Origin of the sequence: Salinibacterium sp. UTAS2018, assembly GCF_004118935.1 — a bacterium.
Classification (GTDB): Bacteria; Actinomycetota; Actinomycetes; order Actinomycetales; family Microbacteriaceae; genus Rhodoglobus.
On record NZ_CP035375.1, the window covers coordinates 2,810,017 to 2,826,322 of the forward strand.

Genomic DNA, 16,306 nt, shown 5'->3' on the forward strand with positions numbered 1-16,306 from the left:
CAGCACGGCCCGCCGAACGCTTCGATCGAAGGAACTTCATGCCCGTCATCGCCATCATCGGAGCAGGCCCAGGACTCGGCGCAGCAGTCGCCCGCAGGTTCGGACGCGAAGGTTTCGCGGTTGCGCTCATCTCGCGGGATCAGTCGAATCTCGATGCGCTCGCCGCTGAACTCGCGGCGGATGGCGTCAGCGCTCGCGGTTTTGCCGCCGACGTGCGCGAGCCCGCCCAGCTGGAGGCCGCTCTCACCAGTGCCGCGTCCGAGCTCGGGCCGATCACGGCTGTGCAATACAGCCCGCTTCCGTCGCGCGATTATCTGAAGCCAGTGCTCGATCTGACTCCCGAACTGGCACAAGAAGCGCTCCAGTTCTCTGCGCTCGGCCTCATCCACACCGTACGCACGCTGCTGCCCGCCATGCGCGAGGCAGGTCACGGCAGCATCATCCTGATCAATGGCGGCACCTCGGTGAAGTCGCGCGCCGGTTTCGCGGGGACATCGCTCGCCTTCCCCGCCGAGAGCGCGTACGGGGAGATGCTGCACGAGGCGCTCGAAAGCGAGGGGATCCGCGTTCGTCAGCTGGTCATCCCCGGCGGCATCCCGAAGCTTCAGTTGCCCAACGGCATCGACGACGTCGCGTCACGCATCTGGGACATCCACGCTGCAGAAGGCGAATTCCGCACCATGCTCATTCCGCTCGAAGACGGCCGCGAATAACGCGCTGCTCCGCTCTTAGCGACACCACCCGATGCCTTCGAAAAGGACCCGATTCGTGACTGCAGTAGACGACTACCTCCGCGACATCCCCGCCGGCCATCGCGCGGCGACCGACACCATCGCGGCCAAGCTGTCGCTGTGGACAGCCGATCTCGACGCCGAGCTGCAGCAGGTGGTGTTTCGTCACAACCATGCGAATCATCCCGTGTTCGACGATGCCGCCCAAGTGTTCGAGGATGCCGTCGAGCAGCTGCTGTTGGCGGATGCCCCGCGAACCCACGAGGTGCCGCTGCTGTTCGTCGGCTACCACGCCATGAATCGCTTTACTCGCAAGCGCCAAACGATGGGTTTTCTGGTGACCGACCAGCGGCTTATCGTTCAAGAAAACTTCGGGGGAGTCTTCGGCCGGGAACTGCCGAACTACCGGATGCTGCCCCTCACTTCTGCAGATCCGGTCGCCGCGAGCCACGCCCTGACAGCCTCGGTGGCCAGCGCCTATGACTGGTCAGACCTCGTAAAACTCTTCGGCACCGAGTCAGCGGAAGGCCACTCGCCAGAGTTTCGGCTCACCCAGCTGCTGACGGATGCGGTCACGAGCGTCGTGCAACTCTCGCAAGCGCTCGGGCTTGCTGTTGCCGGCGCACCAGGCGCCGACGAGGAAGAGGAGAAGTCGACCGCCGCGGAGTTGGTTCCCCGGCTGGCCGAGCTTGGCATCCGGAGCGAAGTGATGTTGGCGGATGACCCGCGTCTCGCGAAGATGCTCAAGAAGTTTGGCCCGAAGGTTGGCCTCGGCGGCGACGAGACGATTGCGTTTGCCTCGCTCGATAAGACCTTCGCCGGGGTGTACGGCATCGTGGTAACCGACATCGCTGTTCGTTCGTGCGACCTCATGGAAGAGCCGATCGTATCGCTGCGGAGCGCGATTGATCCGGCCGCGATCAAGCTCGACGAGCAGGCGAAGGCGATCATCACCGAACCCGGCGTAGCGCACGTTCTCGTCTCGCACCTATCGGCCGACGTGAAGGGTGGGATCGTGACCGCGATGCGCGAACTGATCGCGGGCGACGTCACGCCGTAGGGAGGGTTCTTGCCACCGGGCAGCTCGCGTGCAAGCCCTGCGAACGCGCGATGTGGGGCCCGCGTATCGAATGAGCAGACCCCGCACCGCATCAGGCGCTAAGCGTTGACGAGCACCGATTCGGCAGCGGCGCGACGAGCGCGGGGCGCCGTTTCGCGCTCGCGGATGACATCCGTCATCTCGACGGGGTCACCCAGAGTGCCTACAGCCATGACGGTGGTGGGGGTGAAGCGGGGGTCGATCTCGAGGGCTGCGGCTGCGGCATCCGGGTCGAATCCTGACATCTGGTGGCTGAACAGTCCGTGGCTCTGAGCCTGAACTGTGAAGTAGGCAACGGCCTGGCCGAGGTCGTACGATGCCATGGCCTGCGCCCGGCCCTCTTCATTGTGGTGCTCGGCAACGAACACAATCAGAGCGGATGCGGAGGGAGCCCACGTCTGGTTGAAGCCACTGAGGGTTGCCACGATTGCCTCGTGCTGCGCGGTGCCACGGCGGGCGATAACGACGCGCCACGGCTGGCTGTTGTAGGCCGAGGGCGCCCAACGAGCAGCCTCGAGAGCGTTCTGCAGTGCCGCCTCATCGAGAGGTGCGGTGGCGTCGAAGTGGCGGGGGCTCCATCGCTCGGCGAGCACATCAAGAATGGGGGAGTCGGTCGCGGCGAGGCGGTCGTGAAGCACGGTCATGGAGAGGGCCTTTCAAGAGCTGAACGGAGTCGATCTGCGATGTCGCTGGATGCAACCGTGCTCTGGCTGAACCTATTCCGAGATTGCGAACCAATCTACGACCGCGCGATCGCGTAAAATTGACGATCAGCGACTAGTTCAGCGCTGCGTCAGCCCGATTGGCGCCTAGCCGAAAGTGCCTTATGTCTGACGCTCTGCCTCTCTGCCCGAATTGCTCCAGCGACCTCGCCTACGAGATGGGCTCGCTGCTGGTGTGTCCCATGTGCGCGCACGAGTGGTCGCCGAGCGAAGCGGATGCCGCTGCCGAAGCCGAGCAGAACGCATCCGTCATCAAGGACGCGTTCGGCACGCCACTCGCCGATGGCGACACGGTGAGCATCATCAAGGACCTCAAGGTCAAGGGCAGCCCCACGTCGATCAAGGTCGGAACGAAGGTGCGCAACATCCGCCTCGTCGATGGTGTTGGCGACCACGACATCGACTGCAAAGTTGACGGTTTCGGCCAGATACAGCTCAAGTCGAGCGTCGTCAAAAAGGCCTAAGCCTGAGATTGCGTGCTCGAGATCGCATCCGGGTTGTCGCGCGCGCAGCACGTGCGTCGCAGGCCCGCCGCACGGCGAACCGTCAGGCTCGTCCAAAGCCCACAGGCGTAGGGTGACGGCATGACCGAAAAGCAGCCGTACACCGTGATTTCTGAGCATGATGGTTACGAAGTGCGGCTGTATCCCGCGCACATTCTGGCGCAGGTCGAGGCCGATGGGTCGTTTTTCGAAGCCGGCAATCAGGGCTTTCGCCCGCTCATCCGGTACATCAGTTCCTCCAATATTTCGATGACCGCGCCGGTTATTCAAGCGCCGGGCGAATCGAAGAAGTACACGGTGAGTTTCGTGATGCCGGCGGGCGCGACGAGCGTTCCTGCTCCGCGCGACGCCACCGTGCGCACCACCGATGTACCCGAACAGCGGGTGGCCGCTCGCCGATTCAGCGGCGGCTCCAACGAAGAGAAGTACCAACAGAATGCGGATGCTCTGCTTGCCGCCCTCATGCGTGACTGCGTCGCGCCCCAAGGTGCCGTGTACTTCGCTCGCTATGACCCGCCGTGGAAGCCGGGATTCTTGAAGCGCAACGAAGCCCTCGTCGTCGTTCGCTAGCCCCACCCGCTAGCCGCGCCCGCTAGCCCCACCCGCTAGCCCCACCCACCGCACTTCAGGAGAACCCATGACTCGCGTCGCTGCCATCGATTGTGGAACCAACTCGATCCGCCTGCTCATTGCCGACCTCGACGGCCACGGTGGACTCACCGATGTCGTGCGCACCCTTGAAGTGGTGCGCCTGGGGGAGGGCGTCGATCGAACAGGCATGTTCAGCCAAGGTGCCCTTGATCGTACGCTCGCGGCCGTGCGTCGCTACGCCGAACTGTGCAGTGAGCACGGCGCCGAGCGCATACGGTTCGTTGCGACCTCTGCCACGCGGGATGCCGCCAACCGTGCCGAGTTCACCGACGCGGTCTTCGCGATTCTTGGTGTGCCGGTCGAAGTGATTCCCGGAACAGAAGAAGCCGCCCTGTCGTTCCGCGGCGCGCTCACGGCGCTGCCCGCATCCGACCCTGACGGCGCCACCAGTACCGCACCGGCACCCCAACACCTCGTCGTCGACCTCGGCGGCGGCTCCACAGAACTCGTCATCGGTGGCCACATCCCCGAAGCGGCATATTCGATGGATGTCGGCTGCGTGCGACTGGCGGAACGCAACATCACCACCGACCCGCCCTCCGATGCAGAACTCGACGCCATCCGCAGCGATGTCAGCGCGGCTCTCGATTTCGCGACGGCGACGGTCGATCTCTCGAAAGCCACCGAAGTCATCGGTGTCGCCGGCACCGTCACGACAATCACCGCGCATGCCCTCGGCCTCACCAGCTACGACCCCGTCGCGATCAGCGGCAGCCGGCTGCCCCTCGCAGTGGTGCTCCGATCCTGCGAAGCGCTCACCCTCATGCCCCGCGCCGAACGCGAAGCGCTGCCCTATATGCACCCCGGTCGCGTCGACGTGATCGCCTCGGGTGCCGTCATCTGGGCTACCGTACTGCAGCGAGTGGCGGACGCCGCGACTGCAGTGGGCCACCCGCTCGAGTGGGTCACGACCAGCGAGCACGACATCCTCGACGGTGTCGCCCTCTCGCTCGGGAATAGCGTGAACGAGCCACCGGTTTCGCCCGTATGACGAAAATCGGGTTCCTCTCCTTCGGGCACTGGCACGACGTCGAAGGGTCGCGCACCCGCACCGGGGCTGACGTGTTGCTGCAGGCAGTGGAACTTGCCGTTGCGGCTGAAGAAGTTGGCGTCGATGGAGCGTACTTTCGAGTGCACCATTTCGCGCGTCAGCATGCATCGCCTTGGCCGTTGCTCGCCGCGGCGGCTGCCCGCACTAGCACCATCGAACTCGGTACTGGCGTCATCGATATGCGGTACGAGAACCCGCTAGCGATGGCGGAGCTCGCTGCGCAAACAGATCTCATTTCCGCGGGGCGGCTACAGCTGGGCATCAGTCGAGGCTCACCCGAAACAGTGATGGACGGATGGCGCGCGTTCGGTCATACGCCGGCAGCAGGCGAGAGTGATGCCGACATGGCGCGCACTCACACGGACAAGTTTCGCCGTGCGATCGACGGCGAAGGGCTCGCTCCCGGCAACCCTCTGATGATTGGCACGAGCGCTCTGCAGCCGATTCAACCGCAAGCGCCCGGACTCAACGAACGCATCTGGTGGGGCGCAGGTACTCGTGCCACAGCTACTTGGACGGCTGAGCAAGGGATGAACCTGATGAGTTCCACGCTTCTCACCGAAGACACCGGAGTTCCCTTCGATGAGCTGCAGGCCGAACAGATTTCGATGTTCCGCGAGGCGTGGGCGAGTGCCGGTCACGACCATGCGCCACGGGTCTCCGTGAGCCGCAGCATCCTGCCCATCATTGACGATGAGACCGAGTACTACTTTGGTATCCAGGGGCAGGTCGAGCAGCGCGATCAAGTAGGCATGCTCGGCGGTTCCCGCTCGCGTTTTGGCCGCTCCTATATTGGAGCACCCGACGTCATCGCCGCCGAGCTTGCGCGCGACGCGGCGGTTCAGTCGGCCGACACCCTGTTGGTAACCGTGCCCAACCAGCTCGGAGTCGAGTTCAATACGCGTATCCTCGAGGCGCTCGTGAAGCACGTGATGCCCGTAATCGACGCCGAGGTTGCGCCCTCGATCGCGTAGATCTCCACCGGTGCTCGCTGAGCGGCCTCACCTCAACTCTGAAGTGGTCTACTTCCTATAATCAACTTTGATTACGGGGCAATGTTGGCGCTAGAGTGACGGCGAGATCTGCGGTCGGGCGTGAGCGAACTGTGAAGGTAATTTATGCGTAAATACACATTTGTCAGCGTGCCTATTAGCCGCCGCCGAGAGGGCCTCTCGCAGGCTGAGGACTATCAGGAGATAATCCGCACTCACGCAGCGGACGGTTGGAAGTTCGTCCAGGCGATCTCGTTCGAACAACACGTCGATCCTCGCATCGACCTCGTATTTACACGGAAAGACTAAATTTCATGAAGCACCCTCTTCGCCTTCTTCAGGCTCTCACTCTGTTCTTAGCAGGCACCTTTGGGCTGTTCGTTTTCGCGGGCAACTTGATGGACTACGACTCCAACTTCCAGTTCGTTCGTCACGTGCTCTCAATGGACACCACCTTCGAAGGCAACGCGCTCATGTGGCGGGCTATTGAAAGCCCAGTAATCCACCACATCGCCTACATCGGCATCATCATCGCCGAGGGCCTCTTTGCGGCCCTCGGCGTCATCGGCGGTGTGAAGTTGTTCCGCCTTCGCGACGCATCCGTTGCCGCGTACGACAAGGCGCGCATCTGGGGCTACGCCGCGTACGGCCTGGGGTTCCTCATCTGGTTCGTCGGGTTCATCATCGTCGGTTCCGAGTGGTTCGCCATGTGGCAGTCGTCAATCTGGAACGGCAAGGACACCGCGATGGGCATCAGCACGCTCTGGGCCGGCTTCGCTGTGCTCCTCGCCATGAACGAGCCCGCTCCGGTTGCCGAGAGCAGCAAGTAACAGCAACTAACTCTGGACCGTCCGGATGCCGGTCGCGCGAGTATTACTCGTCGCGCGACCGGCATGTGGGCGGTCTTCGCTTATTTCCGCACTGCACGGGGCGAAGGTCTACGTGAGCGCCGAGCCGCTAGCGTCCAAATCAACCCGCGCCGTCTCGGGCCCGAGGAACGCCCCGACTGCGATCAACACTCCGCCGAGCGCGAGTAGCGCAGCCACGGCACCCTGCTGTCCGAGCACACTCTGCAGCGCGGGCAAGTAATAGGGATACAGCGCCGGGATCACAATCGACAGGCTGTACCCCACGCCATACCCGCTCGCCCGCACCGCGGTGGGGAAGCGCTCGACCAAGTACGCGCCGACTGGCCCGTACGCCGACACCGTTACGACTTGCAGCACGACGATTCCCAGCACGAGTTGCCCAAGACTGGGGGCCGCAAACACTGCAAGAAAGGCGAGCGGCCCGCCCACAGCGGTCAGCACCCCGAATCCCATAAAGAAACGCCGCCGCCCGGTGAACGTCGAAAGATGCCCGCACGCTGCCATAGTGAGAGCGGATGCCGCGGTGCCGATCATCATCGCGAATGACAGTGCTCGGCCATCCAGAGCACCGCTCGCACCCAACGCCCCCGCGCCGGAACCAAGCTGCCCGGCCAGCACTGGAATCGCCATGTTCGTGAGCAACCAGAGCCCGCTCATCATGATGAACACCTGCCAGAGCGCACGACGGTGGCGACCCACCAGAATTTCTTTCAGCGGATTCGCGCGCTGCACCGGTCGTTGCCATTGCGGCGATTCCTCGACGCGCGCACGGTAGTAGAACAGCATCGTGAACGCGAGCAGTGATCCAAGCACGAAGAGCGTTCGCCAGCCCCACTGGTTATAGGCGGCGGCATCGAGCACGCTCTGCAGCACGAACACCAGGCCCGCGATCGAGGCGTTGGCCCACGGCGACATCCACATGATGAGCCCGCTCACGAGTCCCCGTCGTTCGGGCCGCGACCACTCCATGGCGAGCGGGATCGCGGAGGTGTATTCGCCGCCGAGGAAGATGCCGCCGACAAACCGCAGCAGCAGAATTGCGGCCAGAGTTCCACCGCCCAGCACGGTGTGATCGGGAACGAGCGCGATCAGCAGCGTCGTGAGGGCAACACCGAGCAGGGCAACTTTGGTGGTCGCGGTTCGCCCAATGCGGTCAGAGATCGACCCGAAGATCGCGGCACCGACGGGCCGCCCCAGAAGAGTCGCGACGAAGATCAGCCCCGCGTTGCCGATGAGGTTGTCCGAACCAAAGAGCTGGGCGGATGCCGGGGCCAGCGCGATGACCGGCAAGAAGATATCGAACTGGTCGACATAGTTGCCGAAGATGCCGCCGCGCACCGCACGTCGAGTGCCGAGTGGTGGCTTGGTTGCGACAGCGATGTTAGACGCACCAGCGTGCGAGTGAGATGAAGCCATAGACCGTTCTTCCTTCGCCGGCATTACCCGGTAGGTTCAACGGTCGAAGCTGCGTCAGCTTCCTCTCAGCCCGTGCCAGCGGGCTCCCGTGGGGACACGCAACAACTTAGCATCTGCCACTAGGCCGCCCAGTTGAACGTTCTCAGTGAGCTTACTGAGAAATATTTGGGAGCCCGGCAATTGCGTTGACGACCGTGTGCGCTGTTGGCAATATTGGTTCACTCACGAAGTTGATCAGGCAATTTGGGTGCCTGATCCGAAGACTTCGGATGAACTGGAGAGGTCATAATGCACCCCACGGAGAACTCTCCCGCGCGCGATGCTGTTCCCCACAATGGAGGAGCTCACGACGCAAACAGCGCCACGCGACTGTGCGAGAACTGGCATGACGAAGAAATCGAACCGCGCGGGCCTATTAGTTCGCTGCTGATCCCTGCGTTCGCCAGCGCGTCGGCACCACACACCATTGAGGGGCTCGCCGACGAAGTTGCTGCAGCCATCGCGAGCGGGCGCGACCTTATTCGCGACGACGACGTGCAACTCGCTCTCTACCTTCTCTACGGTCTGTATTACGGCAGGGTCGTCGACAACGGCGATCAGTGGGAGTGGCACGTCGATACCATTGCGGCCCGGCTAGATCTAGAGCGGGCTTTCGAAGCCCAGCTTCGCGCTCTGGTTCCCGCTTCCGAACTTCCTAACGCCGCCGCCGAAGACGTGGCTCAAGCGCTTTTCGCTCTCACGGCGCCTGATCCGGATGCGGGGCCAAGCCTCTCGCGCCACGTCGCGAAAAACCTCACTCAGGAACAAGCTGTCGAGTTCATGGTGCAGCGCTCGATCTACACGCTGAAGGAGGCTGACCCACACTCGTGGGCGATCCCGAGGCTGACAGGGCGCGCGAAGGCGGCGCTCGTCGAGATCCAAGCTGACGAATACGGCAATGGTCGACGAGAACGGATGCACTCAGAGCTGTTCGCGCGCTCGATGCGTGGCATTGGTCTCGACTCGCGCTATGGCACGTACGTGAACTTCGTCCCGGCCATCACGCTCGCCTCCTTCAACATGATTTCGCTGTTCGGTATGAACCGTCGTCTCCGCGGCGCCATCGCCGGGCACCTGGCCGCGTTCGAAATGACGTCGTCGATCCCCAACGGACTTTACGCTCGCGGCTTCCGCCGTCTTGGTTTCGATGAGAACGTCACCGAATACTTCGACGAGCACGTTGAAGCGGATGCCGTGCACGAGCAAATTGCCGCCCGCGACCTCGCGGGTGGGCTTGCCGAAAGCGAACCTGCGCTGCTCAGCGAGATCTTCTTCGGAGCGCGTGCGTGCCTGCTTATCGATGATTGGGTGGGGGAGCACATTCTCGAATCGTGGGTGGCTGAGAAATCGTCCCTGCGTAAGCCGTTCCCCTTTGAGGCGGTGCTGGCCGGCCGCGACGAAGGCGAGGAGAGTTCGGCGGGCGCTGAGGTGGGGGCAGGCCGATGACGGCTTCAGGCAACACAGACGACGTCGAAATCACGGCGTGCACGAACGGTCCGCTTCTAGTGCGTGGGGAGATCGACCTTCGCTCGGCCGATGGCGAACCTATCGAGCAGGTCCGCAATACGGTCGCCCTCTGTCGGTGTGGCGTATCGGCGATCAAACCGTTCTGCGATGGCACCCACAAGCTCATCAATTTCAAGGCTTAGCGCCGCGGGATAATGGAGTCATGACCGCCGCTAACTTTTCCACGCTCGCCGCCGAGACTTACGTTTTGGTCACCACGTTCCGCAAGTCGGGGGAGCCGGTGTCGACTCCGGTCTGGGCGGTGGGCGTCGGCGATCGATTGCTGGTGACGACGGCGCCCTCGTCGGGCAAAGTAAAACGCATCCGCCACACCTCGCGAGTGGAGATCACTCCGTGCGACATGCGCGGCAATGTTTCTGAGGGTGCAATTGCGGTGCGAGCGACGGCCGCAATTCGCAATGACGAAGCGACGTTGGATGCCATGGATGCCGCTCTGAAGCAAAAGTACGGTGCCAAGTACGCGGCCATTCGTCTCGCACAAAAAGTTCGTGGCACCGCAGGGCAATCCGTGGCGGTCGAAATCCGTCTTTAGGATCGCTGATACCGGCGCACAGCGCTGGCGGGAGGTTGCGCGCACGGGAACAAGCGGCGCCTTAAGCGCTCGCGAATGGCGGAAAACTTCGTAACTCTTTCTTGCTCATTCGTCTGATTTCGAGCGTGTTTTTGTGGGTTGCCTCAGTTTTTCGTCGCAAAAGTGAGAAATTCCTGTGCACACCCGTTTCATTGACGCGAAATTGTGTCAGTATTGTATAAGCCCCCGAAAGGGGGTCAACTCTTGGTTCCCCCGAAGCTGAGAGCACCCGTGATCGATGGAGTTCCCGTGACCCGACCTCGCCACCGTTCCAGAACGCTCAAATCCTGGTTTATACGTGCAAGCACCCCTGTCCTCGCTACCCTGCTCACCCTGTCCCTCGCTGGCGGTGGGGCGCTCGTCGCGCTCGCAGCTCAGAACAAGCTCGATGATTTCGTCGCTCAAACTTTCGGCTGCCCGAACGCCACCGAGCTCGCGGTAGTGACCGATCCCACTATTTCTTCGACCGTTCAGACGGTGGCCAACGCTTTCAACGCGGAGCATGTCGGGCAGTGTCTGGCCGTGAAAATCGTCACCCAGAATTCTGCTGACACCGCCGCTTTGCTCGCCTCCGGAACCTCAACCGGTGCGGATGCGTGGATCCCCGATTCGCACGTCTGGCTCAACCGGGTAGAGAGCACAGCGACAGCGCTCGGCCGCGAAGTGCCCGCGACGCAGGAGTGGGACTCGATCGCCACGAGTCCGCTGGTACTCGCGACCCCGGCCGTCAAGGTCGCAGAGTTCGAGGCTGCCGAGGTGGGATGGGGAGCCATCCTTGCTGGCCGCTATCGCACGCTGCTTCCCGACCCTGAGTCATCCGCATCGAGCATGATCGCGCTGGCGACCCTCAACGACCTTTCGGCGGAGGGCGACCCGAGCGACTTTGACCAGGTTCTCACCAACCTTGGGCGGTCCATTCCCGACTCGACAAAGGCTGCGTTTGCCGAGCTCCAAATCTCGGACTCACGAATGGTCGCTCTCGCTACTGAGCGTGAGATCGTCGAACACAACGCATCGAATCCCGACGAGCCGCTCGTCGCGCTGTACCCCGCTGAAGGAACAGTCGCCCTTACCTACCCCTTCGTCGTCGTCGAGAACTCGACTGTCACCGAGGTCGAACTATCACGAATGACCGACGAAGAGCGCGCTGCCGTCGAGGATACAGAGACGACGCGCACGACTCTGCTTGAAGAGTTCGCAGACCTTGTTCGCGGTTCCTCGCAGGTTCTTAATGCGGAGGGCTTTCGTGACAACGCGGGAGAGGGCGAGATTCTCGCCTCGGGCGTGATCGCGGCCCCGGTCGAGACGAAGAGCGTTGGAGATACTGATGAACTCGTCAGCATCCTGCGTAACTGGAACGCGCTGAACCTGCGCTCGCGCATCCTTACCGTCGTCGACGTTTCGGGATCCATGCTCGAGCGAGCATGGGATGGTCAGCGCCGCATCGAGATGTTCCAAAACTCGGCAGAAGATGCATTCAGCACGCTCTCCGAAGATGACGAGCTCGGAATGTGGCTCTTCTCCAAGGAGCGAGTGGGTACGGAAGACTGGGAAGACGTCGCGGGTATTCGCTCGATGAACGACCCCGAACACGTCGAAAATCTGCAGGCGATCATCGACTCCTTGCCCTCGCGAATCAGTGGCTACACCGGGCTCAACGATTCTGTGTTGGCCGCCGTGACGCACGTTCGCGAGGACTACAACCCTGACAAGGTCAACTCAGTAATGCTTATTACTGACGGTCGCAACGAAGACGACAACGGCATCTCTCTCGAGAAACTCCTCGAAGAATTGACCGTCATGATCGATGCAAACCGAGACGAGCCTGTTCCCGTGGTGCTCGTTGGAATTGGTCCAGACACCGACGTCGAGGCGATGCGCAAGATCGCCCAGGCCACCGGCGGAACGGCGTACCAAGCAAACAACCCCACCGAGCTCAGCAACGTGATGCTCGAGGCGTTGTCCCAGCGCGACTGCCGCCCGAACTGCAGCTAGCGAGACGCTCTTAGGCTCCTGCCGTCGGGGCTGTTTCGGCAGAACCGGCGGCGGGCACGCCTGCCGCAACATCCGCGGCCATGCGTGAGCGGCGATCCAAGTGGATGCCCGCCACCATGCAGCGCACCGAGCCGCCAGCCAGCTCGATTGTCGGAATATCGAGAGGCACAATCTCGCAGCTCGCTTCGATCACCGATCGCTGAGCGGGCGTCAGGCTCTTCAGCGCCCGGCTCGAAAGTGCCAAGATGCGACCGTTGGTGCCCTTGAGTTCGAGCGCATTGCCGGCGAAGTTCGCAATCTGATCGGCCGTGAGGTCGATCAGGGTGCGGCCGGGGGCTGTCAGGCGCTCCGCCATCTCCATTCGGCGGTCGCCCGACGCGATCAGGTCGAGCCCGATCATGGCGAAATCCGTGGCGATGCACATCATGACGTTGGTGTGATAAATCGGCACCCCGTGGCTATCGCGTGCTTCGAACATCATCGGCTCGTAGCCAAACGATGCACAGAAACGCTCAAGCGCGAGCGGGTTTGCCCGGTGTGATTCCGCCGCGTACGCCACCCGGTTGGTGTGGTCAATGACCATCGCGCCGGTGCCCTCAAGGTAGATACCGTCGTGCTCAAGTCCGGAGTAGTCCACGACATCCTGCACTCGAAAGTCGTGCTTCAGCATCTCGATTACGTCGGGGCGACGTTCAGTGCGACGATTCGGCGCATACATCGGGTACACCGCAACACGGCCGCCACTGTGCGTGGAGAACCAGTTATTGGGGAACACGCTGTCGGGGCGCGAGCTCTCGGTATCTTCGAACACGTGGATGTTCACGCCGGCGTCACGCAGAGTCTCGGCCACCTGAGTGGACTCGTCGTACGCGGCGCGAGCAATCTCATCCGGTGTTCGCGTGGGGTCAGTCGACTGGAAGGCGTTGTCGCCCGCGGTCTGGCTGTTCGGCGTGAACCGGTGCGGGCGGATCAGTACTGCGGCGGAAGGCGCCTGAACGCTCATTGACGGTTACGCGGTAAGCGCGGGAGCGCGGGAGACGAGAGAGAACAGGTCTTTCGGGTCAGCCGGGTCAGCGATCAGATCGAGATCAGTCGCATACTCGGTGCCGCGAACCGCGTCGAAAACGTAGCGCAAGGCAGAGAAGTCTTCGATCGCGAAGCCGACCGAGTCGAAGAGCGTGACTTCGTCGGCGGAGCTGCGGCCAGTTGCGCTGCCCGCGAGAACTTCCCACAGCTCAGTGATGGGGGAGTCCGCGTCGAGCTGCTGAATTTCGCCCTCGATACGGGTCTGCTCGGGGAACTCCACGAAAACGGTCGCGTTCTGAACGATCGCCGCTTCGAGTTCAGTCTTGCCGGGGCAATCGCCGCCGATGGCGTTGAGGTGCATGCCGGGTTCGATCATGTCGGCGGTGAGGATCGTCGCGTTCTTCTTGTCGGCGGTGCACGTCGTGACGATGTCGGCACCGGCCGCAGCATCCGCGGCGGAGGTGGCGCGCACGATGTCGAAGCCGAGCGGCTCAACGTTGCGAATGAACTTGTCCATCGCAGCAGGGTCGGTGTCCCACACGCGCAGGCTCGTGATGCCAAGGCCAGCGCGGAAGCCGAGAGCCTGGAATTCGGATTGCGTACCCGTGCCGATGAGGGCAAGCACGCTGGAGTCGGGGCGGGCGAGTGCGCGGGCGGCCAAGACCGAGGTTGCCGAGGTGCGCAGTGCCGTGAGCAAGGTCATCTCAGAGAGGAAGGTGGGGTAGCCGTTGTCGACGCGGGCGAGCATGCCGAGCGCGGTGACGGTTTGGAAGCCGAGCGCGGGGTTAGCGGGGTGACCATTCACGTACTTAAAGGCGTACGTTTCGCCATCACTCGTGGGCATGAGCTCGATGACACCCTCACTGGAGTGGGCGGCCACGCGCGGGCTCTTGTCGAACTGGGGCCACTTGGCGTAATCCTGCTCGAGATAGCTGACGATGCCCATGATGATCGGTTCGATGCCGGTGTCGGCGATCCAGCGGCGCATGTTCGGGACGTCTACGTAGTGAACCATGTTCACTCCTTTCGTTGCAGTATTGCTGGTTCCCACGTTACGAATGTGCACTATGTATTCACAACTCTCAGTCAACGCTATTTTCGGCTAATAACTATGCATAATGCGGGGCTAAAATATACACTTTGGTCATGCCCAATCTCGATGACCTCGATCGTCGCCTCCTCGCTGCTCTTCGGGCCGATGCGCGCGAGTCGGTCGCAAGCCTGTCGCGTCGCCTCAACGTCACGCGGGCGACTGTCAACAGCCGCATCGATCGCCTCGTGAGTAACGGCACGGTGCTCGGTTTCTCCGTCAGAATTCGCGAGGATCGCGACCCTTCGTTCATTCGCGCGATCGCCTTCGTCGAGGTAGAAGGGCGATCGACGGATGCTGTCATCAGTCAATTGCGAGGCCTGCCCGAAATCCACGAACTCCACACCACCAACGGCGGCTGGGACCTCGTGGCCGACATCCGCACCGACAGCCTCAGCAACTTCGACCGCGTGCTCGCCCGCATGCGCAACGTCGAGGGCGTCGTGAACAGCGAAACGAGCCTGCTGCTCAGCTCCGCGCTGCTGTAGACCACCCGAGCACCACTCGGCCGAAAGGCAGCGAATTGCCTGTTCGCAGCGTGCTCATCGGCGCGCGCATCCGCCCCGCATTGCTATGCTGAACTCACAACTGAACATCGGGCCGCAACACAATGCGGGAGAGCCGGGAACCCAGCGTGAGTCAACAGAAGTTGGCAGGCGCTAGGCCGGCACCGAAGGAGCAAGCCTCCCCGCCAATCTCTCAGGTTCATGTACCGCATCGCACTGGCCACTCTGGAAAGAGAACCTCGCATCACCCTGAGGTTCCGCCGACGGTGAAAGCTCACTAGATTCTTGGTGTGTGAAGCTCTCAGGCTCATCACAGAGGGGGAGTTCTATTCACTAGCCCCTGCGCCAGGAGAACTCCGTGTCCGATGAATCACCCTCGTCAACGTCAATCGCTGACTCTTCGCCCGCCGCGGTGAAGTACTCGCCGCTGCACAGCATCCACGAACAGTTGGGTGCCACCTTCACCGACTTTGCTGGGTGGATGATGCCGGTGCGCTACAGCTCCGACCTCGCCGAGCACCATGCTGTGCGCACCGCCGCCGGCATCTTCGACATCTCGCACATGGCTGAGATTCACGTGCGTGGCGTCGACGCCGGGGCGTACCTTGATTTCGCGCTCGCCGGAAAGCTCTCGGGCATCGCCCTCGCGCAGGCTAAGTACAGCCTGCTGCTCAACGAGGCCGGTGGCATCATCGATGACCTCGTCACGTACCGTCTTGCCGACGACCACTTCTTGGTGGTTGCTAACGCCGGAAACCGCTTCGCAGCAGCGACGGCGCTGACCGAGCGCGCCGTCGGCTTCGACGTGGTAGTCACCGACGATAGCGACGACTACGCGCTTATCGCCGTGCAAGGCCCGGTCTCCCGCGCCATTCTCGAGGCCACTGCCGGTCTCACCGACTTCGCAACGCCCCTTAACGAACTCAAGTACTACCGCGAAACCGTGGCAACGTTCGACGGAACCGACCTCATCATCGCTCGCACCGGATACACGGGTGAAGACGGTTTTGAGCTCTACATCCACGTGGATGCCGCAGCCGCCCTGTGGGCAGCGCTCACGGTTGCCGGCTCCCCGCTCGGTCTCGTTCCCGCCGGACTCGCCTGCCGCGACACTCTCCGCCTCGAAGCGGGCATGCCGCTGTATGGACACGAGCTCAACCTCACCACCTTCCCCGTGCAAGCCGGGCTTGGCCGCGTTGTGGCGCTCAGCAAAGAGGGCGACTTTGTCGGCCGCAGCGCCATCGAAGAGGGCCCGGATGCCGGTGCCCGTGTGCTCGTTGGTCTTGCCGCCGAAGGTCGTCGCGCCGGCCGCGCTGACTACCTCCTCTTCCACGGGGACAAAGAAGTTGGCGTCATCACCTCGGGGGCGCTTTCGCCTACCCTGGGCCACCCGATCGCTATGGCTTACGTCGATCCTGACGCGAGTGAGGTCGGCACCGAGCTTCATATTGATGTGCGGGGCAGTCGCATTGCTGCATCCGTTGTTTCCCTACCCTTTTACAAAAGAGAGGCCTGATC

The 16,306-nt window shown here is 62.5% G+C and carries 18 protein-coding genes and 2 riboswitches; of the genes, 14 read left to right on the forward strand and 4 right to left on the reverse strand.

Going from position 1 to position 16,306, the window contains the following annotated elements; genetic code table 11:
- Positions 1 to 38 precede the first annotated feature (38 nt).
- Together ESZ53_RS13395 and ESZ53_RS13400 are read left to right on the forward strand one after the other, a co-directional pair.
- Positions 39 to 713 carry an SDR family NAD(P)-dependent oxidoreductase gene (locus ESZ53_RS13395; protein ID WP_129073281.1) on the forward strand — a complete coding sequence of 225 codons (675 nt, stop codon included), beginning with the start codon at positions 39 to 41 and terminating at the stop codon, positions 711 to 713.
- 55 nt (positions 714 to 768) lie between these two features.
- Positions 769 to 1,791 carry a hypothetical protein gene (locus ESZ53_RS13400; RefSeq protein WP_129073282.1) on the forward strand — a complete coding sequence of 341 codons (1,023 nt, stop codon included), beginning with the start codon at positions 769 to 771 and terminating at the stop codon, positions 1,789 to 1,791.
- A gap of 98 nt (positions 1,792 to 1,889) precedes the next feature.
- On the opposite strand, the gene ESZ53_RS13405 is transcribed toward ESZ53_RS13400, so the two are convergent.
- The gene (locus tag ESZ53_RS13405) at positions 1,890 to 2,474 is read right to left on the reverse strand and encodes a nitroreductase family protein (protein WP_129073283.1); all 585 of its coding nucleotides are present in this window, start codon (positions 2,472 to 2,474) and stop codon (positions 1,890 to 1,892) included.
- Positions 2,475 to 2,656: 182 nt separating this feature from the next.
- Here ESZ53_RS13405 and ESZ53_RS13410 point away from each other — a divergent pair, with 182 nt between their 5' ends.
- The 6 genes from ESZ53_RS13410 (at position 2,657) to ESZ53_RS13435 (ending at position 6,579) form a co-directional block, all read left to right on the forward strand.
- Positions 2,657 to 3,016: a zinc ribbon domain-containing protein YjdM gene (locus ESZ53_RS13410; protein WP_129073284.1), complete on the forward strand. Its 360-nt coding sequence runs from the start codon at positions 2,657 to 2,659 to the stop codon at positions 3,014 to 3,016.
- A 120-nt stretch (positions 3,017 to 3,136) separates the two neighbouring features.
- Entirely contained in the window at positions 3,137 to 3,625 is a 489-nt protein-coding gene (locus ESZ53_RS13415; RefSeq protein WP_129073285.1) for a heme-binding protein, read from the forward strand.
- 67 nt (positions 3,626 to 3,692) lie between these two features.
- The gene (locus ESZ53_RS13420; RefSeq protein WP_129073286.1) at positions 3,693 to 4,697 is read left to right on the forward strand and encodes a Ppx/GppA phosphatase family protein; all 1,005 of its coding nucleotides are present in this window, start codon (positions 3,693 to 3,695) and stop codon (positions 4,695 to 4,697) included.
- On the forward strand, positions 4,694 to 5,731 hold the full coding sequence (locus ESZ53_RS13425; RefSeq protein WP_129073287.1) for an LLM class flavin-dependent oxidoreductase: 1,038 nt from the start codon (positions 4,694 to 4,696) through the stop codon (positions 5,729 to 5,731). The genes ESZ53_RS13420 and ESZ53_RS13425 overlap by 4 nt, the downstream gene beginning before the upstream one ends.
- A 144-nt stretch (positions 5,732 to 5,875) precedes the next feature.
- Positions 5,876 to 6,058, forward strand: a complete 183-nt coding sequence (locus ESZ53_RS13430) for a DUF4177 domain-containing protein (protein WP_129073288.1) — start codon at positions 5,876 to 5,878, stop codon at positions 6,056 to 6,058.
- A gap of 5 nt (positions 6,059 to 6,063) precedes the next feature.
- A complete protein-coding gene (locus tag ESZ53_RS13435) occupies positions 6,064 to 6,579 on the forward strand; it encodes a DUF2165 family protein (RefSeq protein WP_129073289.1) in 516 nt (171 codons plus the stop codon).
- A 108-nt stretch (positions 6,580 to 6,687) separates the two neighbouring features.
- Here the strand turns inward: ESZ53_RS13435 and ESZ53_RS13440 are convergent, their stop codons facing one another.
- Positions 6,688 to 8,034: an MFS transporter gene (locus ESZ53_RS13440; protein ID WP_129073290.1), complete on the reverse strand. Its 1,347-nt coding sequence runs from the start codon at positions 8,032 to 8,034 to the stop codon at positions 6,688 to 6,690.
- Positions 8,025 to 8,134: riboswitch (TPP riboswitch) on the reverse strand. Its footprint overlaps the gene before it by 10 nt.
- Before the next feature lie 188 nt (positions 8,135 to 8,322).
- Here ESZ53_RS13440 and ESZ53_RS13445 point away from each other — a divergent pair.
- The 4 genes from ESZ53_RS13445 (at position 8,323) to ESZ53_RS13460 (ending at position 12,166) form a co-directional block, all read left to right on the forward strand.
- On the forward strand, positions 8,323 to 9,519 hold the full coding sequence (locus tag ESZ53_RS13445) for an iron-containing redox enzyme family protein (protein WP_246837325.1): 1,197 nt from the start codon (positions 8,323 to 8,325) through the stop codon (positions 9,517 to 9,519).
- On the forward strand, positions 9,516 to 9,722 hold the full coding sequence (locus ESZ53_RS13450) for a CDGSH iron-sulfur domain-containing protein (protein WP_129073291.1): 207 nt from the start codon (positions 9,516 to 9,518) through the stop codon (positions 9,720 to 9,722). The genes ESZ53_RS13445 and ESZ53_RS13450 overlap by 4 nt, the downstream gene beginning before the upstream one ends.
- A 20-nt stretch (positions 9,723 to 9,742) precedes the next feature.
- Positions 9,743 to 10,132: a PPOX class F420-dependent oxidoreductase gene (locus ESZ53_RS13455; RefSeq protein WP_129073292.1), complete on the forward strand. Its 390-nt coding sequence runs from the start codon at positions 9,743 to 9,745 to the stop codon at positions 10,130 to 10,132.
- A 288-nt stretch (positions 10,133 to 10,420) separates the two neighbouring features.
- Positions 10,421 to 12,166 carry a VWA domain-containing protein gene (locus ESZ53_RS13460; RefSeq protein ID WP_246837326.1) on the forward strand — a complete coding sequence of 582 codons (1,746 nt, stop codon included), beginning with the start codon at positions 10,421 to 10,423 and terminating at the stop codon, positions 12,164 to 12,166.
- Between the two features lie 10 nt (positions 12,167 to 12,176).
- Here the strand turns inward: ESZ53_RS13460 and ctlX are convergent, their stop codons facing one another.
- Together ctlX and ESZ53_RS13470 are read right to left on the reverse strand one after the other, a co-directional pair.
- The gene (ctlX, locus tag ESZ53_RS13465) at positions 12,177 to 13,169 is read right to left on the reverse strand and encodes a citrulline utilization hydrolase CtlX (protein ID WP_129073293.1); all 993 of its coding nucleotides are present in this window, start codon (positions 13,167 to 13,169) and stop codon (positions 12,177 to 12,179) included.
- A gap of 6 nt (positions 13,170 to 13,175) precedes the next feature.
- Positions 13,176 to 14,207, reverse strand: coding sequence for an ornithine cyclodeaminase (locus ESZ53_RS13470; protein WP_129073294.1), 1,032 nt, complete (start codon positions 14,205 to 14,207; stop codon positions 13,176 to 13,178).
- Positions 14,208 to 14,338: 131 nt separating this feature from the next.
- Between ESZ53_RS13470 and ESZ53_RS13475 the strand changes: the two genes are divergently transcribed.
- A complete protein-coding gene (locus ESZ53_RS13475) occupies positions 14,339 to 14,770 on the forward strand; it encodes an Lrp/AsnC family transcriptional regulator (RefSeq protein WP_129073295.1) in 432 nt (143 codons plus the stop codon).
- A gap of 115 nt (positions 14,771 to 14,885) precedes the next feature.
- Positions 14,886 to 15,007: riboswitch (glycine riboswitch) on the forward strand.
- A gap of 139 nt (positions 15,008 to 15,146) precedes the next feature.
- On the forward strand, positions 15,147 to 16,304 hold the full coding sequence (gcvT, locus tag ESZ53_RS13480) for a glycine cleavage system aminomethyltransferase GcvT (RefSeq protein WP_129073296.1): 1,158 nt from the start codon (positions 15,147 to 15,149) through the stop codon (positions 16,302 to 16,304).
- The last annotated feature ends 2 nt before the right edge of the window (positions 16,305 to 16,306 follow it).